This window comes from Paenibacillus sp. NPDC055715, assembly GCF_053617595.1.
Genome location: NZ_JBSHGA010000002.1, coordinates 357,213 through 382,048, shown reverse-complemented (window position 1 = coordinate 382,048; position 24,836 = coordinate 357,213). Strand labels below are relative to the sequence as shown.

Below are 24,836 nucleotides of genomic sequence, written 5' to 3'. Positions count from 1 at the left end.
GTCCATGATTAGCATAATTAGCAATGAACGTTATATAAACTCACTGAACATGTTCTTTAAGCGTTCAATCAACCCCTGCTTTTGCTCACCTTCCGCAGCGGGACTGCTCTTGGTTCGGTTGGTCGGCTTCTTGGAACTTCCACCGCTGCTGCTGCTAACGCTGGTTGATCTTCCGCGATAGTAGCGAATGGCATTATGCAAGATGCCAACTCCGCTAGTGTAACCCGGATCCCTTACACCGATAAAGTCAGGTACGGCGATCCTTACAGAAGCGGCCAGTTCGCTTTGTGCCACCTGAAGTACACCAGGCATGGAGACGGTGCCTCCGGTAAGTATATAACCCCCCGGAAGCTCTGTGTAACCCAAGCGCTTAACTTCCGCCTGAATGAGTTGAAAAATTTCCTGCACCCTCGGCTCAATAATGGCAGCCAAATCCTGCTGATTAAATTCCTTATCGACGTTACTGCCGATACGAGTCACTTTAAAGACGACATCGGCTGCCGCATCATCATACCATCCGCAGCCGTATTTAAGCTTTACTTTTTCAGCTTGGTCGGTAAGGGTTCTCAGTCCGTAGGCAATATCATTGGTTACAAATTCTCCGCCGATGGGAAGTGTAGATGTGGCAACAATCGTTCCTTCCTGGAAAATAGAAACATTTGTAGAGCCTGCGCCAATATCCACCAGCACCGAACCCATCACCTTTTCATCCTTCGAAAGTGACAATTGTCCGGCACCCAGAGGCAGCAGCACCAAATCTTTGATCCTCAAGCCGCCCTTCTCAACGCAGCGCAACAGATTATGTATCGGCGTCTTGCCTCCCGTAACAATCGTAGCCTCTACTTCAAGACGAACTCCGATCATACCGCGAGGGTCTTGAATACCTTCAAGGCCATCCACGACATACTGCTTGGCTACCACATCAATAATTTCTCTCTCTGGTGGTACTGCAATAACTTCAGCTGCCTTGAGCACACGCTCAATGTCCTCCTCACCGATTTCACGGTCCTCGTTGGACACGGCTACTACGCCATGACTATTTTGCAGGCCAATATGGTTGCCTGAAATCCCCACATACACTTCTGTTATTTGAATACCAACCATGCGCTCTGCGTGATCCACGGCGTTACGGATTGATTGCACGGTTTGATCAATGTCTACAATTGCACCTTTGCGAATTCCTTCCGAGTCGGCAGATCCAACTCCAATAATATTAAAGGTTCCATTGTTCATTTCCCCAATAATAGCCCGAACCTTGGATGTACCGATGTCCAAACTAACAATGATGTCATTGTTGCTCAAGTCTGTGGCACCTCCTGACTCCAAAATATATTTCGTTCTTTAAACACACTCTGTAACATATTCAACATACTCCATGCTTTCCCTCTTTTTTCTACAAATTTTTAAGAAGCCAATTTATGGTTGCAGTCACATAAAAATTCGAAGAAAAAAGAAGGAGGCAAGTCTATTACCCATAAAATCAATTCTAACATTTTTTCACATCACTGAGTAGTATCTTTTTCTTGGACCTCTTCGCTCGTGTCCTGTTTGAACGGAACGTAGGAATCTGCCTCCAGCATTGTGATTAAACCGGGCTCTTCTGTTTCCAGCACCTGATTCAAATAGCTGATTTTAGAGTTCAGCAGAGAAACCGTCGTAATGACCTCAAATTGAGAGCGTGTATACATTTTTATGCGGTCCGGAAAAGAAGGGATCGGCGCGGGAATGATTTCCGAAATGTCGGCTGTCCATTCCCCTGGAATCCGAGATAACGCATCACAAAGCTTTGCTTTGTAGGGATCATCCGATTTCCATTTGGTTAAAATGGGTTTCTCAACCGCAATTCCACTGCTGCCCACGCCTACGCTTGTCCCATTCGCAAGAATGGCGCGCAGGCTCCCATCACTTTGTAACTCGTAAGCAACCGTAGCAAACTCTTTAATATGAACAGCAATAACTCCCGGAAACTGCTTGTCCACCGTTACTTGTTGAATCGACTGAATCTCTCGCAGCCTCTCGGAAATACCCAAAGAACTGACTCCGAAATACTGATCGCCGATAGCCAGACCACTTCGATTAAGCAACTGTTCCCGAGTCGAAAATACATTACCGTCAAAACGAATTTCAGAAACTCGGCTTAACGAGGAACGAAAAAAGAGAACAGCAAGCAGTACGATAAACAACAAAATGAGAAGGATGACAATCTTCCGACTTGTTTTTTTCTTCATTCTGTTCTGTTTAAGAACAGGTATTTGAGCGTTTGGCATAGCTTCTCTCCACAAAAGCCTTTGGTCCCTCCGCTAACGGAGGGACATTACAGGCATTAATTTACGAAATCCAGCTGCTCCGGCACCGGAGACTGACGGCTCATTCGGGCACCCAGCCCCTGGAAAAGACGATCGATCCGGTCATACCCTCTGTCAATATGGTGTACCTGCTCGACAATGGTAAGTCCTTGAGCGGCCAGACCCGCTATAACCAGCGCAGCCCCTGCGCGTAGATCGGTAGCCTCTACCGTGGCCCCGTACAGACGGGGAACTCCCCGAATAAAGGCGGTATTCGCATCAACCGTAATATCGGCACCCATCACATTCAATTCATCCACATGTTTGAATCGGCTTTCGAAGACTGTCTCTTTCATCACACTGAAGCCATCTGCCAGAGAAAGCAGAACCATAACTTGAGACTGCAAGTCCGTCGGAAAAGACGGGTAAGGGGAGGTAACAATTCTCTCCACCGCTTTGGGGCGGCTCATGCAGCTTACAGTCATTATATCATTCAAGATGCCGATTTGAACACCAGCCCGCCTGAGGACGTGAATCAAAGCGGACAAATGTGAGGGATTACAGTGCGTCAACGACACACTGCCGCGCGTGGCCGCAGCCGCAATCATAACGGTCCCAGCTACGATGCGGTCGGGGATAACCTCATACGTACAAGGATACAAACCGTTGACTCCTGTAATCGTAATCGTATCCGTCCCCGCTCCGATAATATGAGCCCCCATCGCATTCAGGAAGTTTTGAAGATCCTGAATCTCAGGTTCCCTCGCTGCATTGGTAATCGTCGTTCGTCCTTCGGCCAACGCAGCGGCCATCATAATATTTTCGGTGGCCCCCACGCTCGGGAAATCCAGATGGATATCCGTTCCAGTCAGCTTGCGGGCCCGAAACGTAATTTGTTCGTCTTTTTCCTCGATCTCCGCTCCAAGAGCCTTCAGGCCCTCCAAGTGAAGATCAATTTTGCGCTCGCCTATGGCACAGCCTCCCGGCTGGTAAATGGAAACTTCTCCATATCTGGCGAGCAACGGTCCCATCAGAAAGATAGACGAGCGCATCTGCTTCATCAAATCTTCCGGAATATGGAACGTTCGGACGGACGACGTATCCACGTATACCGTTTCCTCTTCATGTCGGCATGTACAGCCAAGTCTCTCAAGAATGTGCAGCATAACCTTAATGTCTAATAGATGAGGCACATTTCGAATCTCTACCTTACCTTGTGCAAGCAAGCTTGCCGCAAGAATAGGCAGTGCCGCGTTTTTTGCCCCATGGATACGTATGGTGCCTGACAAGGGACGGCCTCCCTCAATCACCAATTTGTCCAATGTATCACCTCCGAGTTTACCGCTCACCCACTACGAAAACCTCCGGAACTAGCTTGATGCCGGTTTGAGATGATATTGTACTTTGAATATGCTTCATTAGGGTAAGCACGTCCTCTGCTGTCGCTTGACCGGTATTTACAATGAAATTGGCATGCTGTGCGGAAACCTCAGCGCCTCCCGCCTTTAAGCCCTTGAGGCCTGCGCTCTCAATAAGTCGGGCCGCATAGTCTCCTGGCGGATTGCGAAACACACTTCCCGCACAAGCCAGCTGTAACGGCTGAGTCAGCCTGCGACGATCTTTGAAAGCCGCAAGAGCCGCCGAAATTTCCTCGCGGTCGCCCTGCTTCATCCAAAACACCGCCTCTGTTACCATTCCACGCTGTTCATGCAGCACGGAGTGACGATAGCTGAAATGCATTTGTTCGGCATCATACACAGCCAATTCCCCTGTATCCAGCACGATCTCAGCGGACTGGAATATTTGTGACACATCAGACCCATGGGCACCGGCGTTCATGTAGACAGCCCCGCCAACCGATCCCGGGATACCTCCCGCAAATTCGAGGCCAGATAGCCCCTGCTTGCTGGCCATGACACACAGTTTGACTAGTGACACGCCTCCACCGGCGACGATCCGTTCATCTTCAAAACGGACATAATCAAATCCCGGTCCCAGCTTGATCACGAGGCCCCGGATTCCTTTATCGGAAACGAGCATGTTCGAGCCCCGTCCCAACTGCATCCACGGGATTCCGTGCTCGCCAGCTAGCCGCAGTAAAGTTGCTAGCTGCTCCTTGGTATCCGGGATGACAAGAGCATCCGCCGGACCTCCAATCTTCCACGTCGTATATTTGGAAAGCGGCTCATGCTTCAGCACTTTTCCGATATCATGCTCCGCTAATAATGGCATCCATTGCTGCATTGTACTGAAACCTCCTTGTCGCTTGCCCCGCATGGTTATAAGGCTCTCACCTGACAACCGGCTGCCTGAGTGATGGTCACAATGTATAGGGTATCTTATGACAATACCATCCGGTGTGTGACAATCGCCCAGTCTGCGCTGCGGTCTAACTTTTACGGGCAAGACGCTCCATTTCTTTTACTAAAATATCAGCTGAATCAGGCTTGCCAAGTGCAGACGCTGATTCAGCCATTCGGCTGCGCAATGCCTCATTCTCCATAATCCCTGCAACGGATTGAAACAAGGACGAACCGTTCAGGTCCTTCTCCACAATCATGACCGAAGCCCCTGACTTTTCAAGTGTACGGGCATTGACCTCCTGATGGTTGTTCGTCACATTGGGAGATGGAATCAAAATCGATGGAATACCTAACGATGTGATTTCAGCCAAAAAGGACGCGCCAGCGCGATTAACGATTAAAGAGGTACAAGCTAGCACCTCTGGCATATTGTGAATATAGGGAAGCACATGCAGATGATTGGGTAGTGAGCCGATCTGATTCCGTATGCTGTCCAACGTCTGCTCATAATAAGATTCACCAGTCACATATACAAAATGGACGTCTTTCAGTTGCGCAAGTTGCGGAGCCATTGCAATCATGGCATCATTGATGGCCTTTGCTCCCCTGCTGCCACCGACCACAAGCACGACCGAGCTGTTCATTGGAACCCCAATGGTTGCAAAGCCTCGGTCCCGGTTAGCATGACGAACCGTTGTAGCGCGCGGATTCCCGGTGTACAGTACATTTTTGGCTTTGGGGAAAGCTCCTTCCGAGCCCTCAAAACTGACAGCCACCGTATCCACGTAACGGCTCAGAAACGCATTGGTCAGGCCCGGAATTGCGTTTTGCTCATGAATAATGCTGGGTATTCCCAACTTGGAAGCTGCATAGACGACAGGGCCGCATACATAGCCCCCGGTGCCGATAACGATATCCGGCTTGAATTTTTTCAATAATGCTTTGGATCTGCGAACCCCTTTGAAGAAGCGCATGATCGTTTTTATATTTTCCATAGACAAGCTACGACGGAATCCTGTAATATCAATAGCCTCGAACGGAATTTTTTCCTGGGGAACCAGCTTACTTTCCAGTCCCCGCTGACCGCCAATGTATAAAAATTCAGCGTCCGGATCAATCTCTTCGCACTGTCTGGCTACGGCGAGCGCCGGATAAATGTGTCCTCCGGTACCACCGCCGCTCAACACGACGCGCATAAACGTTCACCTCGCATAACGTGATAAATTTAGTAGAATGCCCAGCGCTGTTAGCATCAACGTCAGAGAAGAGCCTCCGTAGCTGATTAAGGGCAGTGTTATTCCTGTCACCGGCATTAAGCCGATTACGACACCTATGTTAATGACCACCTGTACGGCAACCATTCCCACAATGCCCACAGCGAGCAAACTGCCGTAAGTATTTGGGATGGTAATAGCGACGCGCATTCCTCTCCACACGAGAATCAGAAAGAGCGCCAGCACCGTCATTCCACCAATAAAGCCAAGCTCCTCCGCCAAAATCGAAAAAATAAAGTCTGTCTGCGGCTCGGGAACATAGCTGTATTTCTGGCGGCTCATGCCGAGCCCCAAGCCTGCCAGCCCACCAGGTCCAATGGCGTAAAGCGATTGAATAATCTGATAGCCTGCACCAAGCGGATCGGACCATGGGTCCAAAAACGCGGTGATCCGCTGGAGCCGATAAGGCGCAGCCGCAATCAGTGCCGCAAATCCGGCCGCTCCCGTCAATGCCAACAGGCCCAGATGCTTCATACGTGCGCCTGCCGTAAATACGATCAGCATGGACGCCCCCATCATCACCGTGCCTGTGCCCAAATCGGGCTGGAGCATAATCAGGCCAAAGGCCAGTCCCATGAGTCCAAGCGGGGGCAACAGGCCGCGCGTAAAGGAATTAATATCATAATCCTGGCGGCTGAGCCAGCGGGCGAGAAAAAGAATCATGCCCAGCTTCATAAACTCGGATGGCTGAATGCCAAAAGAGCTGATACCGAGCCAGCTTCGTGCACCGCCTCTGACTACACCAATACCGGGAATTAATACGGCAACCAGCAGCGCGAGACAGATCAGCAGCACGACCTTGGCATACTTCTGCCAGATCCGATAGTCCGTTCGGGCAGTAAAGTACATCGCTACAAGACCTAGCCCGGCGAACAGCAATTGCCGCTTCACAAAATAGTAGGAGTCCCCGTACTCGTGAAAAGCGAGGACGGCGCCCGCGCTGTATACCATAACCATACCGATGGCTAACAAGCTCAAAATACAGACGAAAAGCCATATATCCGGCGCCGGACGAGATTGCTTCATCAGGAGGCCACCCCTTGCATAAAAGTAGGGGCTTATCCAACCCCCCTACTTACAATTTATGCGCCGCCTCTTTAAAAATACGTCCACGCTCTTCATAGGACCGGAACATATCCCAGCTTGCGCACGCTGGTGAGAGCAATACAACATCTCCCTGCTCAGCAAGTTTAGCAGCCTTGTTCACAGCCTCCACGAGCGTAGCGGCGGCGTCCTCCCCATTATCGACGACCTCGACTTGCTCTATTCCAGCCTGACGAGCCCGGTCTGCCAGCTTATGCCGTGTCTCGCCCAGCAGCACAACAGCCTTTACACTCTCCTGCAAGGACGGTACGAGCTCCGCATAATCCGAACCACGGTCCAATCCTCCAGCAATCAATACAATGGGTTGCTTAAAGGAAGACAGCGCCATCATCGTCGCTTTGGAATTGGTGGCTTTGGAATTGTTGTAATAAGCCGCTCCGGCATGTTCTCCAACATATTCGAGCCGATGCTCCACTCCACGAAAAGCGCTTAGCGGTTCAGCCAATCCAGACGGCTCCGCTCCTGTGGCAATAGCAATCGCGCAAGCGGCAAGGGCATTTTCCACATTAAAGCGGCCCGGAAGACCAATCTCGGCTACGCCTACAATCGGATGCACCACACCACTCGCATCGCGATATACGATGCTGCGTTCGATGTCATCCGTCACATCCGGTATGTATGGCGGGTCAGCGAACAACCCTTCCTGCAAGCGTTCCGTCATCGAGAACGGGAGCAGCCTCGCTTTGATATAGGGCACAAGCTCCCGACAAACAGGATCATCCCAGTTCAATACCGCAATATCAGTTGCCGTTTGATTGGCAAACAGACGCGCCTTGGACGCAACATAATCCTCCATATCACCATGATAATCCAGATGGGTTTCAGCCACGTTCAGCAAGCAGGCTACATCAGGTTTGAAATCCTTTGTTCCTTTTAACTGAAAACTGCTCAGCTCTACCACCATCCACTCGTCCGATCTGGCATCCGCAGCGGCCTCACATAATGGCGTGCCAATATTACCAGCCACGATCGGCTTCATGCCGGATGCCTCTAACAGCTTACCTACCCAAGTAGTCGTGGTCGTTTTCCCATTCGAGCCAGTAATCCCGATCATCGGCGCTTTGCATAGATGATAGGCGACCTCGACCTCGGTCACGACCTCAATGCCCAGTTCTACAGCTTTCTGCACTGGCGGGGCCGTATAAGGAATACCCGGATTTTTGACAACCAGCTTCACTCCCGCATGAATTAGCCCTTCCGGGTGACTGCCGCATAAAACGGAAATTCCCAAAGCCTCTAATTCAGAAGCTTCGGGACACTGTTCCCTGTCTTTTTTATCATTGACTATCAGCTTCGCCCCGGCCTGGTGCAGTACCTTGGCGACTTGCACGCCACTTTTGGCCAGGCCTATAATAACGACCTCTTGATCTCGGTATGTGTCTGGATGGTTCATTTGTCTACAACCCCTTGTTGAGATAAAGTCCGAGTCCTGCCAGCAGCAGTCCTACAGCCCAGAATGTAATAACTACGCGCCATTCGGACCAGCCGGACAGCTCGAAGTGATGATGAATCGGGCTCATTTTGAAAATGCGTTTGCCTCGTGTTTTAAAGGAAGCTACCTGCAAAACTACGGACAGCATTTCAATTACAAATACACCACCAATAATAATGAACAAAATTTCGCTTTTGGTGACGATAGCGATAGCACCTATAGCGCCTCCGATTCCCAGCGAGCCTGTATCGCCCATAAATACCTTGGCCGGATGCGCGTTGTATACAAGAAAGCCAAGTACAGCACCTATCATGGCCGCTGAGCAAACTGCAGCCGGAAGCGAGGTTGCTTGAATCGCTACGATGGCATAAGCACCGAAGGCAATCGCACTGGTACCGGACAGCAGCCCGTCCAGCCCATCTGTGAAGTTGACGGCGTTGCTAATCGCCAGCATCATAATGACGATGAACGGATAATAGAACCAGCCACTCCAATCAAACGACCAGGAAGTTCCCGGTATGCCGATGGCAGTGCTGTGATCATTGCTAATCAGAAGCCAGCACATGATCCCGCTGAACAGCAATTGCCCGAATAGTTTTTGACGGGCAGTCAGTCCGAGCGAACGCTTGAATACAATTTTGATATAGTCGTCCAAGAAGCCGATCAGCCCAAAACCAAGCGTAGCGACCAGCAGAACGTAAAAGTCCGTATTTTTTATCGCCGAAAACTTTAGAAAGGTCAGCGTAAAAGCCACCAGAATAACGATTCCGCCCATAGTAGGCGTACCCGTCTTTTTAAGATGGCTTTGTGGCCCGTCATCCCGGACCTGCTGGCCGAATTTCATTCGCCGCAGCAACGGAATGAGTATTGGAGCGGCAATGACCGCCAGTATAAACGATACGACGATCGTCAGCAGTAATAATTGGATATCCATGGGAGTCTTCCTCTCGTCAACATCATTTCTGTAGCAGACCGTTTTTCAGCGTATCCACAATTTCTTCCAGTCGCATCCCTCGGGATGCCTTAACCAGTACGATATCATCGGCACGAAGGTAAGCTTGCAGATCCTGAATCAGTTTTTGCTTATCCTCATAAGCATGTACGTCATCAGACGGCATGGACGCTTGCGCTCCATGCGCAATGGACGCGCCCAACACACCGTAGGTGAACAGCACGTCTACGTCATGTTTCGCTGCAAAAAGCCCAATTTCCTCGTGGAATTGCTTTTCCTCGGGACCCAGTTCCAGCATATCGCCAAGCACGGCGATTTTACGTCCCTTCGTTTCGTAACCGGATAACGTCTGAATTGCGGCTTTCATTGAAGCCGGACTGGCGTTATAAGCATCGTTCAGCACGGTAAGCCCATTGGGGCAGCTCACGACCTCAATGCGCATGCCTGTCAATTTCAAAGCCGACAGCCCTTCGCGCACATGGTCTGCATCCACCCCAAAATGACGCGCTACCGCCAGTGCTGCCAAACCGTTCACAACATTGTGCTGCCCAAGCAATGGAAGCCGGAAAACATCCTTGCCGGATTGGGCCGTCGTGAACAAACTGCCTACTCCATTCGTATTTATTCCAGTTGGATAATCATCGTTATCCGCAGACATACCGAACGTGAACAGCTTTAAGCCGTCAGGCTTAACCGTTTCGGGCTCCGCAAGCACTTGCGGCAATAGCGGTTCATCTCCATTGTAAATCAGCAAGCCGCCGGGTTTGAGACCGCTGACGATTTCCAGCTTTGCACGTGCAATTTCCGCACGGGAACCGAGCTGGAGCAAATGCGCTTCGCCAATGTTCGTAATGACCGCTACATCAGGCTGGGCAATATCAGTCAACAGGCGGATTTCCCCGCGTCCACTCATACCCATCTCCAAAATGAGGATGTCCGCATCCTGCGGCATGGACAGCACGGTTAAAGGCAGACCGATATGGTTGTTATAATTCCCTTCGGTTTTGTGTACTTTAAAGGTCGTACCTAACAGAGCGTTGACGATGTCTTTTGTCGTCGTTTTGCCGTTGCTTCCAGTAATCCCTACGACAGATACACCCGTCTCCCGCAAATATGCGGCCGCAAGACGCTGGAGGGCCGTCAAAGTATCATCTACTTCAATCGCATTTCCTGCCGGAGGTGCACCGTGATCCTTTTGCCATAAAAAAGCAGCTGCGCCTTCTCCGCTCACAATCTGCTGCACATAATCATGCCCGTCAAACCGTTCACCCGTGAGTGGAACGAACAGTCCCTGGGCCTGCGGCTTGCGTGAATCTGTAAAAACGCCCTCAATCATTCGTTCAGCGTCCGCCTCTATGTGAAGCGTTCCCCCGCTCATGGAGGCGATTTGACCGATTGTTCTTTTCATCACTTGAATAAACCCCTTATCGCTTCTTTGGCTACGATGCGGTCATCGAATTCATGCACCGTTTTTCCGATTAACTGGTAGGTCTCATGACCTTTTCCCGCAATCAATACTACATCGTCAGGGCTTGCCATTTCAACAGCTTTATGAATAGCAGCTCTACGATCTATAATCAGCTCGTAGCGTTCTGCAGGTATACCTTCGTTAATCAGCCCTTGCTCAATGTCTTTCAAAATGGCTTGCGGGTCCTCTGTCCGCGGATTATCCGAGGTAATAAAAGCATGATCGCTGTATTGAGCAGCAATTTTCCCCATCAAAGGACGTTTCGTACGATCCCGGTCCCCGCCGCACCCAAAAACACACCATACTTTTCCAACTGCAAACTCCTTAACGGTGCGAAGCACATTTTCCAGTCCATCCGGTGTATGGGCATAGTCCACGATAACCGCAAATGGCTGACCTGCGTCTACAGGCTCTACCCGCCCATCTACACCTGCTATGGACTCAAGGCTCTGCTTGATATCAGCCAGAGGCACTCCTTCCAGTAAAGCGGCTGTGATGGCTGCCAATGCGTTATACACATTGAACTTGCCCACCATTCGCAGCTCAATATCGGTATCTCCTTTAAAAGTAGAGACATGGAAGGATGTTCCCTTGGCACCCACAACGATATGGGATGCCTGCACATCCGATTTCTTTTCCACACCATATGTAATCACTTGAGCCGCAGTTATGGCCTGAAAATAGGATGAGGCCGGGTCATCCGCATTCAGAACAGCATATTTACTGTCCGACGCATCCCGCGAGAAGGTATTCCCCAGCCGGGAAAATAACAGCCCTTTGGCCGCACGGTACTCCTCCATCGTGTTATGGTAGTCCAGATGATCCTGCGTCAGGTTCGTAAATATAGCGGTACGAAAATCAGTTCCTTTCACCCGCCCTTGCTCCAGCGCATGTGAGGATACCTCCATCGCACAACATTGGACACCTTGTTCCACCATATTGCCAAGATAGCGTTGCAGCTCTACCGCCTCGGGTGTGGTACCGGACATAGGATAGGACTGACCACCGTAACACATTTGAATAGTGCCGATCAGTCCAGTGTTCACTCCGGCATCGTTCAAGATTTTTTCAATTAGATAAGTTATTGTTGTTTTGCCATTCGTTCCGGTTACGCCGATCATGCGCATGCGGCGGCTCGGTGAACCAAACATATAATCCGCCAAAACCGCCATTGCGTACCTGGCATCCTTGACTATAAGTTGTGGCACAGATACATTTAATTCCCGTTCCACAACCAATGCTGCCGCCCCGGATGCAACTGCCTGCTGCGCATAATCGTGTCCGTCAACCGTAAAACCGGGCAGACACAGAAATAAATCTCCCTGCTGTACCCGGCGTGAGTCCGCCCCGATTCCTCGGCAGTCCACAGTACCGTCCCCCACAATGCGGGAGGCGGCCAGCAGTGAAGCCAATTGTTGAAGCTCCATCTTTCATTCCTCCATTGCTCTCTCGTTAATCATAGTATGGGTATAAAAAGAACCTATCAATCCCCCATATATATACGGATTGTTGATCCCCGCTCCAGCCGGGAGCCTGGTTTCGGTGCCTGACTGACAACCAACTTGCCTGACCCGGATTTTACGAGCATAAAGTTCATATTCATATCTTCGTATAAATCTGCTACAGTGGCACCTACCAAGTCCGGCACCGTATCCATTCGGTTTTCCCCGTACTTGTATTCCTTGGCAATCTGATTAGTACGAGGTGGTATTTTCAGAGCAAGCAGCGAATCCCGCAAAATATTTTGCACGATTGGCGCAGCGACTACTCCGCCGAATTGAATGCCCTTTGGATTATCCACAGCGGTATAGACGACAATTTGCGGATCATCCGCCGGGGCAAAACCGATAAAGGATACAATATGCTCCGAGGAAGAGTAACGTCCGTTGATCACCTTTTGCGCCGTGCCTGTTTTACCACCTACCCTGTAACCCTCAATAAAAGCGGGACGGCCCGTGCCTTTGGCAACGACGCTCTCCAACGCTTCCCTCACCTGTCGGGAGGTATCCTCTGAAACGACTCTGCGCACCAGTTCAGGCTCTGCTTTTTCCAGTACCTTGCCTGTCTCTGGTTGAATCCAGCCTTTTGTAATGTGAGGTTTATACAGATTGCCGCCATTGATCGCAGCCGACACAGCCGTCACCTGCTGAATCGGAGTGACAGATACCCCTTGACCAAAGGCAGTTGTCGCCAGCTCTACCGGTCCTACCTGGGGTAATTTAAATAAAATACCATTTCCTTCGCCAATCATGTCAATGCCCGTTTTGCTGCCGAACCCAAAATTGCGAATATACTTGAACAGCGATTCCTTACCTAGACGCTGACCCAGTGTTACAAAGCCTGGATTACAAGAGTTTTCCACGACTTGAAGGAAGGTCTCGCTGCCGTGGCCCCCTTTTTTCCAGCAGCGCAGGCGAGCCCCACCAACTTCAATGTATCCCGGATCGAAAAAGCGATCGTCTTTGAGATTGACCTTCTTTTCTTCCAATGCAGCGGCCAAAGTAATAATTTTAAAAGTAGAGCCTGGTTCATATGTCATCCAAATCGGCAGATTTCGATTGTAAATTTCAGGCGCATATTGTTTGTATAGCGCAGGCTCATAGCCTGGTCGCCCGGCCATGCCCAATATTTCACCATTCTTGGGGTTCATTGCGATGGCCAACGCGGAATTGGCCTGGAATTTGACCATAGCCTGATCAAGCTCCCGTTCCATGATAGACTGTACAGACTTATCAATGGTCAGTTGCAAGTTCAGACCATCCTTTGGTTCAACGTACTTCTCAGAAGAACCGGGCATCAAGCGACCACCTGCATCGGATAGATACGCAATGCTTCCGTCAATACCGCGAAGCTTGCTGTTGTTCTTTTTCTCTACTCCCGTCAACCCTTGATTATCAATTCCCGTAAACCCGAGAATATGAGCCGCCAAATCGCCATAAGGATAATAACGTTTGTTGTCTTCAGCAACAACGATACCCGGCAGCTTCAAATCACGAATTTGCTGCGCTTTCTCCATCGTAATTTTTCGTCCGCCGGGCTGAAGTTTTTGGCTTGCTGTTCGTTTGGTAATCAGCTTGAGCACTTTATCCTCGCTCATATCTAGCAAGGGCGCCAGCCTGCGCGCCGTTTCTTCCGGCTCCTTAATCTGCACCGGTATCGCCATGACTGTCGGCGAAGTGACATTATAGGTCAGCGCCGTACCCTGCCGATCCAAAATTTCGCCGCGTTTGGCGGCAAAAGGTATATTTCGGCGCCACGATTCCTCGGCCTTGGCCGAGAGTTCGCCTCCCTTACCCAATTGAACATAGGCGAGCCGGACCGATAAGGCTGCAAATAGTATAAACAATCCCAGCAGCCCCCATACCAGCCTGCGCCGCATGGTCACGTTAGATTTCTTCAAACGCGCTCCCCTCCGTTCCTCCAAATAATCATGACATGTCTTACCTCATGAATATTCAAAAAAACGGACGTTAGAACAAGCTATCAGTTATCCTCATCTTTAATCGCAGCCGCACTTTTTTCATCGGCTACAGCGGAGACCCCACCCTTGGAAGTCTCCCCGCTTGAGCTTGCACTCGCAGTGGTATCGGTTTGTGTATCGGTATTCGTTTTCGCTGTACTGCCAGTTTGGTTAGTTGCTACGCCGGTAGTCGAGTCAGGTGTTTCCTCCGGCTTTACTCCGGTCACGGTTTCTTTGGCCGGCTGGAGCGTCACACTGACGATCCGCTTGCCACTCACCATTTGTGCCTTTTGCGAGACAACATATCCTTCGCCGCTTACCTGAACGCCCACCTTCATGAGTGTCAACACTTGCAGCGTGTCACGCAACGAGACGCCTGTAAAGTCGGGAATGGTCATATTGGCACTATCTTCCGTCAGCAAATAAATGCGTTGTCCCGGCTTCATTTTGACACCTGCCTCCGGATACTGGCGAACAATTTTGGAGCCTTTGCCGACCGTTTCATAGGCAATCCCTTGTTTGAGCAATGCGTTTTGTGCATCCTTCTTCACCTGACCGGTTAATTGCGGCACCGTCAGCAGATTCACCGTTTTCATAGCAGCACTGTCTGATTTATTCACTTTGGCTCCTGTTTTGGGAACTCCCATATATTGCAGCGACTGGGATACGATTTTTTTGAACACAGGGGCTGCTGCCGTCCCGCCACCTACCGATTTGTTAGGTTCGTCCATAACAACCAGAACAGCTATTTTCGGATCATTCACAGGTGCAAAGCCAATAAATGACACGACATCCTTCGAATGGTCATACACTTTGCCCACAACTTTCGTCGCTGTACCTGTTTTACCAGCAACACGGTACCCATCAATATAAGCAAGACGCCCGGTTCCAATTTCTTGGTCAGACACGACCTGCTCCAGATAACTGCTAGTCTGCACTGCCGATTCCTGCGAAATCACCTGGCGGACTTCCTTCGGTTGAATCGTCTGTACTTCCCCCGTATCCGGGTTCGTAATTTCCTTCACCAGATGAGGTTGCATCAACTTACCACCGTTAGCAATTGCCGAGATAGCCGCTACCTGCTGGATTGGCGTTACCTGAACACGTCCATGTCCAAATGCAGCCGTTGCGACTTCCGATTTGTATTGGGTATGGAATGTAATAGCTCCGCTAGACTCACTCGGAAGATCAATACCTGTTTTCACACCAAATCCAAAGTTATCAATATATTTCTTCAGTTTTTCGCCACCCAGCTTATCTAGCCCCAAATGGACGAAGCCGACGTTACTTGAACGCTTGACCCCTTGAAGATAGGTTAACGTTCCCCAATTTCGACTCACGTCACGAATATCCCAGCCTCCGACTCTAACCATACCAGACTGGTAGGTTTCATTCGGATTAAATACCTTTTCCTGAACCGCGGCAGCCAAGGTTACAATCTTAAACGTAGAACCCGGCTCGTAGATAGACTGAGTAGCATTATTACGAAAATACTCCAAAGGTGCATTCCCATATGTATTGGGATTAAAATTCGGGTAACTCGCCATACCGAGAACATCCATCGTTTTGGGATCTGCCGCTACAACCGTCATCGTTTTCGGATTGTATGTTGCAATAGCTTCCTGCATAGCGTCCTCTATATAATACTGAACCGTGTCATCAATCGTCAGCTTTAAATTCTTACCATTTTGTGCCGGTTCATAGATGCTCTCCGTTCCCTGAAGAGGAACTCCCTTTCGATCCCGCTGATAAAGAAGCTTTCCGGCCGTGCCCGAGAGTTCTTTATTATAATAGGCTTCCAACCCCATGCCTGCTGTGCCGTCTTTTCGTAGATAGCCAAGAACATGAGAAGCAAGCTTATTTTCCGGATAATAGCGTTTAGATTCCTGAACCGTATCCACAGCTCCAATCACTTCATACTTATCCTTTAAATATTCTTTGAACGTGCCCACCTGTGCTTTGACCTCAGGATCTACTTTCCAGCCTCCGTTACGGATCTCGCGGTTTTTTAAATAGTTACCGTCTTTGTCCTTGGCCGAAAGATGCTTTCTCAGTTCGTCCTCAGGTGTTTTGAGCAACTGATGCAGTTTGGCTACGACCTCGTTTTCCAGATTATATTTCTGAATGATGCTCGGGTTGACCACTACCGTATAAGCAGGAGCATCTGTAGCCAGTACATTTCCATTGCGATCCGTAATCGTTCCGCGCTTGGGCTGGATCACCTGGTCTCTTTCCACCTGCGTAACTACCTGATTATGCCAGTATTCCCCGCTCACGACCTGAATCCAAAATACCTTAAGTAGTAGAACAAGAAAAAAGAGGGTAATACATCCCCCTATCAGCAGTGTGCGAAGCTTTATTCTTTTGGCCATAGCTCAAACCTCTCTGCAAAAAAATATACGTCAGAGCATAGCTTAAGGCTATGCCCCTAACTAACTATTTGGCAGCCTACTTTTCCACACGAATGGGTTCTCTCGTCGGCTCGATATATCCCTGTTCCTTTGCCGTAGGTACAATCTGATTTTCCAGCCGTTCCTTCTGAATTTTCAGTTGGGCGATATTGGTCTGTAATTTCGAAATGTCCTTGCTCGCTGTATTAATCGAATAATTGATTTGATAAATGTGCGCGTACCTGCCAATCATTATACCAGCAATGACAATGCACATTACAAGTGTCAAAAGATACAGCAGCTTTTCCCGAATCGGCAGCTCTCTGCGGCGTGTAACGACTTTGGTGGTTTCACGATACCGTTGTTGCTGAACCTGTTCCTGACGGGCTTTTTCTTTTACAGCCAAATTACCGCGTGTATAAGCCATGTCGCCTCTCCTTCTCCATTAAATTTACAATTTTTCGGCAACTCTCAGCTTGGCTGACCGGGATCGTGGATTAAGCTCTAATTCCTGCTCTGACGCCACAATCGGCTTACGATTCACCAGCTTCAGATCGCCTATCATTTTGTCCTCCAAAATAGGCAAATCAGATGGATAGATGCTTTTCGCCAAATACTCCTTGAAAATATGCTTGCATATCCGATCCTCCAGAGAATGGAACGTAATGACCGAAATTCTGCCCCCTGGAGCCAGACATTTTACTGCCTGATGCAAAGTATCTTCCAGTGCACCCAACTCATCATTCACAGCAATTCGCAAGGCCTGAAAGCTGCGTTTGGCCGGATGTCCCCCGGTTCTGCGTGCCGCAGCCGGAATTCCTTCTTTGATAATATCGACAAGTTCCCCTGTTGTGTGAATAGGCTTGTTTTTTCGACGTTCAACCATAATCTTCGCGATCCGGCGTGAAAACTTCTCTTCTCCGTAGTGAAACAAAATACGCGCAATCTCTGCCTCCGGCCATTCATTGACAATCTCGCAAGCCGTCAGCGAGCTACTCTGATCCATCCGCATATCAAGCGGCGCATCGTGATTGTAGCTGAATCCCCGCTCTCCCTCATCGAACTGGGGCGAGGACACACCCAGATCGAACAAAATACCCTGGACCTGCGGGACGCCGTCTTTTTCGGGCAATCCCAGTTCGGCCAGCCTGTCCTGCAAGTGGCGAAAGTTGGATTTCACCAATGAAATCTTTCCTTCGTAGGCCGACAGCTTCTCGCGCGCATTGTTCAATGCCCAGTCATCCTGATCAAAGGCAATCAGCCTTCCCTCAGGGCCAAGCTGTGACGCAATGACGGAACTATGTCCTGCCCCTCCCAACGTGCAGTCCACATAGATTCCGTCCTGCCTGATGTTTAGTGCCTGTGTTGCTTCTTCCTTGAGTACGGTAATGTGGTGAAACAAACGGCTGACCTCCTAAATTACAATTCAAAGTTGAAATCAACCAATTTCTCAGCAATGTCGTTAAATGCTTCTTCTGATTGGCTGAAATATTGCTTCCATGTGTGCTTGCTCCAAATCTCTACCCGGGTGGACACTCCCAATACGACGCACTCTTTGGTAAGCTTGGCGTATTCGCACAAATTCCCCGGTAAATTTACCCTGCCCTGTTTGTCCAATTCGCATTCAGTCGCGCCCGAGAAAAAAAACCGGGTAAACGCCCGCGCATCGGCCTTCATCAAAGGCAGTGCTTTAAGTTTTTTCTCCATGACAGCCCACTCATCCATGGGATACACGAAGAGGCATTGGTCCAGACCGCGGGTAACCACGAACGAGGCACCGAGAAGTTCACGAAACTTGGCCGGAACAGTAAGTCGACCCTTCTCATCAATGCTATGTTGGAACTCCCCCATAAACATTGGTTTCGTCACCCCTTACCCCATTCTCCCACTTTGGCCCACTTTCCACCACCTAAGCATAATAGATTCGCTTTAAAAAATCAAAGACCTTCTTTACATTTCCAAAAAGTGATAAACGACAAATTCATACGGTGATGTCGGTTATTGTTGCCACGTATCATAACACGTCAAAAAGCCCCTTATTCCATGAAGACGAACTCCCGACAATATACATCAGGTTTCGAAACAACATGAAAATAAAGGGCTTAGTCTGATTCATCATGCCAACCTATACAAACACCTGTGTTACACGTTAAAACCTTTGAACCCGGCAATCGTGACCGGCAATGCTCAAGTTATGCATTCCAGCTATCCAGATAGACCTTTTGGTCTTCTGTTAAAGAATCAATCTTGATTCCCAGGCTATCCAGCTTGAAGCGGGCTACCTGCTCATCAATTTCATAAGGTACATTAATTACAGATTTGCCCAGCTCATTATAACGATCGTTCACATATTTCAAGCCAAGCGCCTGAAGTGCAAACGTGGTATCCATAATTTCCGCAGGATGACCATCCGCCGCAGCCAAATTCACGAGGCGTCCTTCTGCCAGCAAATACATTTTACGTCCATCCTTGAAGCGGTACTCCTCAATGTTGCGACGCACCGTCCGGATGGATTCGGAACGTTTGGCAAGCTCAGGCTTGCTAACCTCCACATCAAAATGCCCCGCATTACACAGCACAGCCCCGTCCTTCATGACATCAAAGTGCTCTCCCGTAATTACGGCTTTGTTGCCAGTCACCGTAATGAAGAAGTCACCCAGCTTGGCCGCTTCCACCATCGGCAACACATGAAAACCATCCATATGCGCTTCTACTGCCTTGATTGGATCAACTTCGGTTACGACCACGTTGGCTCCCAGCCCCTTCGCACGCATTGCAACCCCTTTGCCACACCAGCCATAACCCACCACGACGACCGTGCTACCTGCCACAACCAGGTTGGTTGTGCGAATAATGCCGTCGAATGCTGACTGCCCAGTACCATAACGATTGTCGAACAGATATTTGCAGTAAGCATCATTAACGGCCACCATCGGGAAGTGGAGTTGACCCTCTTTTTCGAGCGCCTTCAAGCGGATAATCCCGGTAGTCGTTTCCTCCGCCCCACCACGGATAGTAGAAATCAGATCAGGGCGTTCGGATTGCAAGAGAGTAACCAGGTCGCCCCCATCATCAATAATAAGGTCCGGCTTCGTTTCCAACGCCTTAATTTGCAAGCTTTTAAACTCAGCCGGGTCCGGATTGTATTTAGCCAAAACCGTAACTCCATCTTCAACCAATGCTGCGCAAACATCATCCTGGGTGGACAACGGATTACTACCCGTAATCGTGACCTCAGCCCCACCCGCCTGTACCACTTTAGCCAGATAGGCCGTTTTGGCCTCCAGATGCAGACAGATGGTTACCTTCAGCCCCTTAAAAGGCTGCTCCTGCTCGAACTGTTGACGTATACGGTTCAATACCGGCATATGGGCTTCCACCCAATCAATTTTCAGATGGCCCTCAGGAGCCAGTTTAAGATCGTGAACGATGCTGTTTTGCAAAGAATGGGAAGTCATATTTGTTCCTCCTTCATATTGGTTGTAGCTGTTAACATGCTAAATCATACATACATGGCACGATGCGTACCCGACAGATCGGTCGGCACATCCATAATCATATCGATCAGGCCGAGGCCGTAACGGTTTAGAAAATGATAAACCGTATACACCCGTTCCTGCGGCTGTCCCAACGGAAAAAGTGACCCCTCGATACGATCCCATTGACGAAGCGCTGTTTCATTTTGCCGGAACAGTGCTTCCTGAACTTTTGCTTCCAAATAGGAAATCTGTTCCAGAACCTTCTTACGGTTGGTCTCTCCAAGCCGAAGCAAACCTTTTTCAATCAAGCCGGACTGCTGTATCAGCGGTTCGTACATACGGACAAAAGCTTCCTTGGCCCCGGCAAACTGTTCCTGCATTCCAAGCTGATCGTGGGTGACAATCCATTGCTTTTTCCGTTCCTCAAGCCCGTCTCTAACTTCTCCAAAGCTCAATTCGTACTTAAGCATATGCTTTTCCACACCTGGCTCTACCAACGTAAACGACATCCGTGGCAGCAGTAATGGCATTTGCATCCCAAGCACGCCGAAGGCGTCCCGTGTAATCGCCCAGTAGGCAATTTCTCCTAGACCCAGCACAGAGGCCAGCACCGGAAATAATGAGTCCTGCATAAGAGGACGGGTTAGGACATTGTTACTAAAACGTTCCGGGTGCCTGTCTGTCTCTTCGAGCAGTTCTTCGACTGTAAATGCCACCTGACCGCGGCGATCTGTGAACAGCCCGTTTTGCTTGAACAGCAGCAAGCGTTCTTCTTCATGGATATAAAAAAGATTCGCGCCGCCTTCATGCACATCTGCTTGCAAATGATAGCCGTAGTCTATAATCCGTGCAGCAGTCGCCCGGTAAGCTTGCTCCAGCTCATCATTGTGCTGAACTAATTGACGGAAAACGGATGCCTCCAGCTTGCGCAATGAAGGATCAGCGGAATCCAGCAGCACTAATCCGTAGGCTCCGAAAAGAAGTCCCAGCAGTTTGGCGAAGCTTTCACTTAGTCCGTATGAATCATTGAAACCATGCTCAATCATACGCAAAATATCAGCCTTATGCTCTGAGTCAGGCAAGCTTTGCTCTATATCAGCCATAGCTTGCTTCCACTCTGCGGCATCAACCTTAATGGAACTAACCGAAGAACGACGTTCAGGCTGCTTATCCAGCTTGATTTTGACTGCTTGCGGGTCATTCGCCATTACATATGTATGATTGACCTCATCCCAGTCATGATCCTCACCCGCAATCCAGAAAACGGGAATAACTGGACGCCCCAGCTGTTCCTCCGCTTCCTTGGCCGCCTTAATAATCGTAGCAGCTTTGTAAACGACCAGCATCGGACCTGTGAACAGTCCACTTTGCTGCCCGCCAACTACCACCAGAGCGTCTGGCTTCTCCAGCCGATCCAATGAAGCATGAACCGCCTCGTGTGCGTTGTATTGCTCATTGTATATACGAAGACATGCTACGACATCCTTACGGTTTAATCGCAGATGCTCCGTCTCATCCAGTCGCTTCGCTCGTTGGGCATAAGCATCGGCATGCAGAACATCATATTCATACAAATCGCGTGCGCGTCCTGTACCCTGTATGTAATCTTCTGCCAAAGCCGACCCTCCGCGAAGCTCTTCCGGAATTATTCTCATGGGTCTGCCTCCTGTCTCCACCAAAACCTTACTGCTTGATTGTACCGAAAGCCTTTGTCCACGTCAAAGCTTCCCACAAAAAAACCGCCAAGTTTGTGCTCGGCGGTTGGTGCATAAAACAACATCAGGCGTAAGGCTCCGCTACAAAATGTCCTTTGGACACTTCGATCAGCTTGGCATTTTCCAGGTTATAGGCTCCTGACTTATTGCCGGATGCATCATTTGTATGAATGGGGCCGGCTTGATCGCCAGGCATAATAATCCGTTTTTTGTTGGCTTCCACTTCCGGATCGGGAATCGGAACCGCCGACAAAAGCATTTTCGTATAAGGATGGATCGGGTTTGCATACAACTCCGCGCTTTCTGCAAGCTCAACCATTTTACCCATATACATTACGGCTACCCGGTCACTGATATGCTTGACCATCGACAGATCATGCGCAATGAACAGGTATGTCAGACCAAGACGCTCTTGAAGCTCTTTTAACAGGTTGACAACCTGAGCCTGAATAGACACGTCGAGAGCCGAAATCGGCTCATCACAAATGATGAATTTAGGATTAACCGCCAGTGCGCGGGCAATACCGATACGTTGACGCTGACCACCGGAAAATTCATGCGGATAACGGGTTGCATGATCCGGATTCAAACCTACCAGATCCAGCAACTCTTCAATCCGTTTTTTGCGCTCTGTACGGCTACCTGCCATATTGTGAATATCCAGTGCCTCACCGATAATATCAGAAACCGTAAAGCGTGGGTTCAAGGATGCATACGGATCTTGGAAGATCATCTGCATATCACGGCGCATGGCTTTCATTGTACTTGGTGATAATTTGTAGATATCCGTACCGTTGAAGCGTACGCTACCTGCTGTAGGCTCGTATAAGCGAAGAATGGTACGGCCTGCTGTAGATTTACCACAACCTGATTCACCAACCATACCTAGGGTTTCGCCTTCGCGAATATAAAAATTCAGGTTGTCCACCGCTTTGAGCACACGGTTTTTGCCAACATTAAAATACTTTTTTAGACCTTCAACCTCAATTAAATTGTTGCTACTCACCATGGTCTCACCTCCTATTTCTTCAGCTTCGGATCAAGCGCATCACGCAATCCATCACCAAAAAGGTTGAACGCAAGCATAATCAAACTGATCAAACTTGCCGGGAAAAGCATACGCCACGGATAGTACATCCATCCTGTCAGAGCTGATTCAATCATTGAACCCAGCGACGCTTGAGGAGCCTGTACCCCTAATCCCAAGAAGCTTAGAAAAGCCTCGGAAAAAATCGCACTTGGAACCGTCAAAGTCAGTGTGACGATAATTGGGCCCACAGCGTTAGGCAACAGGTGACGAAACAGCAGGCGGCCTGAACCAGCGCCCATCGAGCGGGAAGCAAGCACGAATTCCCGATTTTTCAGCTGTAGCATTTCACCACGCACAATCCACGACATGTTAATCCACCCGGTCACACAGAGCGCAATAATAATCGTTGCGATACTTGGTTCCAGTACAACCAGCAACAGGATCGTAACAAGCAGATAAGGAATGGAATACAGAATTTCAGAGAATTTATTCATGATTTCATCTACACGGCCACCAAAGTAACCCATAATTCCACCATAAATTACACCAATCAGCAAGTCGATCATTGCTGCGGCCAAACCGATACTCAAGGAAATTCGGGCACCCATCCATGTACGTACAAACATATCACGGCCCAATTCATCTGTTCCGAACCAGTGTTCCGCGGAAGGCGGAAGATTGGTGCTTAACAAATCATTCGTGCGGTCATCATATGGCGAAAGCATCGGACCCACTATCGAAGCAAGTACAATAAGAAACAGAACACTCAGGCTTGTCATTGCCAGTTTATTTTTACGAAGTCGCTCCCAAGCATCACGCCAAGCGGACAAGCTTTCACGCTGAATAACTTCAGACTGCTTCTCATCCGCCCCAATTTTCTGAAAGTCTTCCGGTTTTACCTGAAGCTTCTCCAAATTCACAGCATTGTCTTTCACAGACATAAAGTTATCCCTCCTTCCTGCTGGTCAGCTTAATCCGTGGATCAATAAAACCGTATGCAATATCAGTAATAAAACGTGCCACCATCAGCAAAATGCCGTAAAAAATAGTAACTCCCATAATCATGGTATAGTCACGGGTCGTAATACTGTCTACGAACACTTTACCGATACCACCAATCCCAAAAATACGTTCAATAACGACGGAACCGGTAATAATATTTGCTGTCATAGGCCCCACATAGGTAACAACCGGCAAAATGGCGTTACGTACAACGTGTTTGAACATTACGGTAACAGGCTTCAAACCTTTAGCCTTGGCAGTCTTGATATAATCTGCATGAAGCACTTCCAGCATGCTGGAACGCGTTAATCGAGCGATAAACGCAATTGGCGAAGCGGATAAAGCGACAACAGGCAGGAAGTAATCCATTGGACCATCAAAGCCCATAACATTAAACCAGCCTAGCTCCTGAGCAAAGTAGAACTGAATCAACGATGCAAGAACAAAGCTGGGAACCGCTATTCCCATAATGGCTATAATCATTGCTACGTTATCAATAAGCCTACGATGGTACAAGGCTGCAAGCATCCCTAGCAAGAGTCCGACAATAATAGACACGATTATGGCAACAAAGCCCAATTTAAGCGATACCGAAAAGGTTTGCCCAATAATGTCAGTAACACTTTGGTTCAGCTTTTTCATGGAAATACCAAAATCACCTGAAGCAATATCACCTAAGTATTTAAAATATTGGACATATACAGGCTTATCCAGCCCATATTGCTCCATTAACCGGGCTTGAATCTCAGGAGAAGTCGCTTTTTCACTCATGAAGGGGTTACCCGGAATTGCTTTCATGAGAAAAAACGTCGCAGAGATCAGAATGAACAAAGAAAGCAGCATATAGACAAATTTACTGATCAAATAGCGCTTCATTGCCCTTTTACACCCCCCATAATTTTTTTTCGACACCCTCGATTTTATCGAGATAGATTTGGAATG

General features: G+C 49.0%; 20 protein-coding genes. All 20 read right to left on the bottom strand.

The annotated features are described in order from the left end of the window. Positions 1-30 precede the first annotated feature (30 nt). The 20 genes from ftsA to ACWGOO_RS06020 all read right to left on the bottom strand — a co-directional run bounded on the left by ftsA (position 31) and on the right by ACWGOO_RS06020 (position 24,770). Entirely contained in the window at positions 31-1,302 is a 1,272-nt protein-coding gene (ftsA, locus tag ACWGOO_RS06115) for a cell division protein FtsA (RefSeq protein ID WP_452481895.1), read from the bottom strand. A 200-nt stretch (positions 1,303-1,502) separates the two neighbouring features. Continuing rightward, on the bottom strand, positions 1,503-2,267 hold the full coding sequence (locus ACWGOO_RS06110; RefSeq protein WP_452481894.1) for a cell division protein FtsQ/DivIB: 765 nt from the start codon (positions 2,265-2,267) through the stop codon (positions 1,503-1,505). A gap of 56 nt (positions 2,268-2,323) precedes the next feature. Next, complete coding sequence (gene murA, locus ACWGOO_RS06105; RefSeq protein WP_452481893.1) at positions 2,324-3,634, bottom strand: UDP-N-acetylglucosamine 1-carboxyvinyltransferase; 1,311 nt, start codon at positions 3,632-3,634, stop codon at positions 2,324-2,326. Then, positions 3,624-4,529, bottom strand: a complete 906-nt coding sequence (gene murB, locus ACWGOO_RS06100; protein ID WP_452481892.1) for a UDP-N-acetylmuramate dehydrogenase — start codon at positions 4,527-4,529, stop codon at positions 3,624-3,626. The genes murA and murB overlap by 11 nt, the downstream gene beginning before the upstream one ends. Before the next feature lie 145 nt (positions 4,530-4,674). Continuing rightward, positions 4,675-5,784 carry an undecaprenyldiphospho-muramoylpentapeptide beta-N-acetylglucosaminyltransferase gene (murG, locus tag ACWGOO_RS06095; RefSeq protein WP_452481891.1) on the bottom strand — a complete coding sequence of 370 codons (1,110 nt, stop codon included), beginning with the start codon at positions 5,782-5,784 and terminating at the stop codon, positions 4,675-4,677. 6 nt (positions 5,785-5,790) lie between these two features. Further along, complete coding sequence (gene spoVE, locus ACWGOO_RS06090; protein WP_452481890.1) at positions 5,791-6,888, bottom strand: stage V sporulation protein E; 1,098 nt, start codon at positions 6,886-6,888, stop codon at positions 5,791-5,793. A gap of 49 nt (positions 6,889-6,937) precedes the next feature. Further along, complete coding sequence (gene murD / locus ACWGOO_RS06085; protein WP_452481889.1) at positions 6,938-8,359, bottom strand: UDP-N-acetylmuramoyl-L-alanine--D-glutamate ligase; 1,422 nt, start codon at positions 8,357-8,359, stop codon at positions 6,938-6,940. Between the two features lie 4 nt (positions 8,360-8,363). Beyond that, positions 8,364-9,332: a phospho-N-acetylmuramoyl-pentapeptide-transferase gene (gene mraY / locus ACWGOO_RS06080; RefSeq protein ID WP_014282442.1), complete on the bottom strand. Its 969-nt coding sequence runs from the start codon at positions 9,330-9,332 to the stop codon at positions 8,364-8,366. Between the two features lie 22 nt (positions 9,333-9,354). Further along, a complete protein-coding gene (locus ACWGOO_RS06075) occupies positions 9,355-10,758 on the bottom strand; it encodes a UDP-N-acetylmuramoyl-tripeptide--D-alanyl-D-alanine ligase (RefSeq protein WP_452482046.1) in 1,404 nt (467 codons plus the stop codon). Beyond that, positions 10,758-12,245, bottom strand: a complete 1,488-nt coding sequence (locus ACWGOO_RS06070) for a UDP-N-acetylmuramoyl-L-alanyl-D-glutamate--2,6-diaminopimelate ligase (protein ID WP_452481888.1) — start codon at positions 12,243-12,245, stop codon at positions 10,758-10,760. The genes ACWGOO_RS06075 and ACWGOO_RS06070 overlap by 1 nt, the downstream gene beginning before the upstream one ends. 56 nt (positions 12,246-12,301) lie before the next feature. Then, positions 12,302-14,218: a stage V sporulation protein D gene (locus ACWGOO_RS06065; RefSeq protein ID WP_452481887.1), complete on the bottom strand. Its 1,917-nt coding sequence runs from the start codon at positions 14,216-14,218 to the stop codon at positions 12,302-12,304. An 83-nt stretch (positions 14,219-14,301) separates the two neighbouring features. Further along, a complete protein-coding gene (locus ACWGOO_RS06060) occupies positions 14,302-16,650 on the bottom strand; it encodes a penicillin-binding transpeptidase domain-containing protein (protein WP_452481886.1) in 2,349 nt (782 codons plus the stop codon). A 76-nt stretch (positions 16,651-16,726) separates the two neighbouring features. Then, the gene (locus tag ACWGOO_RS06055; RefSeq protein WP_452481885.1) at positions 16,727-17,095 is read right to left on the bottom strand and encodes a hypothetical protein; all 369 of its coding nucleotides are present in this window, start codon (positions 17,093-17,095) and stop codon (positions 16,727-16,729) included. 24 nt (positions 17,096-17,119) lie between these two features. Continuing rightward, positions 17,120-18,070, bottom strand: coding sequence for a 16S rRNA (cytosine(1402)-N(4))-methyltransferase RsmH (gene rsmH / locus ACWGOO_RS06050; RefSeq protein WP_452481884.1), 951 nt, complete (start codon positions 18,068-18,070; stop codon positions 17,120-17,122). Between the two features lie 17 nt (positions 18,071-18,087). After that, a complete protein-coding gene (gene mraZ / locus ACWGOO_RS06045) occupies positions 18,088-18,525 on the bottom strand; it encodes a division/cell wall cluster transcriptional repressor MraZ (protein WP_354452357.1) in 438 nt (145 codons plus the stop codon). Positions 18,526-18,860: 335 nt separating this feature from the next. After that, positions 18,861-20,126 carry an adenosylhomocysteinase gene (locus ACWGOO_RS06040; RefSeq protein WP_452481883.1) on the bottom strand — a complete coding sequence of 422 codons (1,266 nt, stop codon included), beginning with the start codon at positions 20,124-20,126 and terminating at the stop codon, positions 18,861-18,863. Between the two features lie 44 nt (positions 20,127-20,170). Next, positions 20,171-21,802 carry a bacillithiol biosynthesis cysteine-adding enzyme BshC gene (gene bshC, locus ACWGOO_RS06035; protein ID WP_452481882.1) on the bottom strand — a complete coding sequence of 544 codons (1,632 nt, stop codon included), beginning with the start codon at positions 21,800-21,802 and terminating at the stop codon, positions 20,171-20,173. Between the two features lie 124 nt (positions 21,803-21,926). Further along, positions 21,927-22,871, bottom strand: a complete 945-nt coding sequence (locus tag ACWGOO_RS06030; RefSeq protein WP_452481881.1) for an ABC transporter ATP-binding protein — start codon at positions 22,869-22,871, stop codon at positions 21,927-21,929. 11 nt (positions 22,872-22,882) lie between these two features. Next, complete coding sequence (locus ACWGOO_RS06025; protein WP_452481880.1) at positions 22,883-23,833, bottom strand: ABC transporter permease; 951 nt, start codon at positions 23,831-23,833, stop codon at positions 22,883-22,885. Positions 23,834-23,837: 4 nt separating this feature from the next. Beyond that, positions 23,838-24,770: an ABC transporter permease gene (locus tag ACWGOO_RS06020; protein ID WP_452481879.1), complete on the bottom strand. Its 933-nt coding sequence runs from the start codon at positions 24,768-24,770 to the stop codon at positions 23,838-23,840. Positions 24,771-24,836 lie beyond the last annotated feature (66 nt).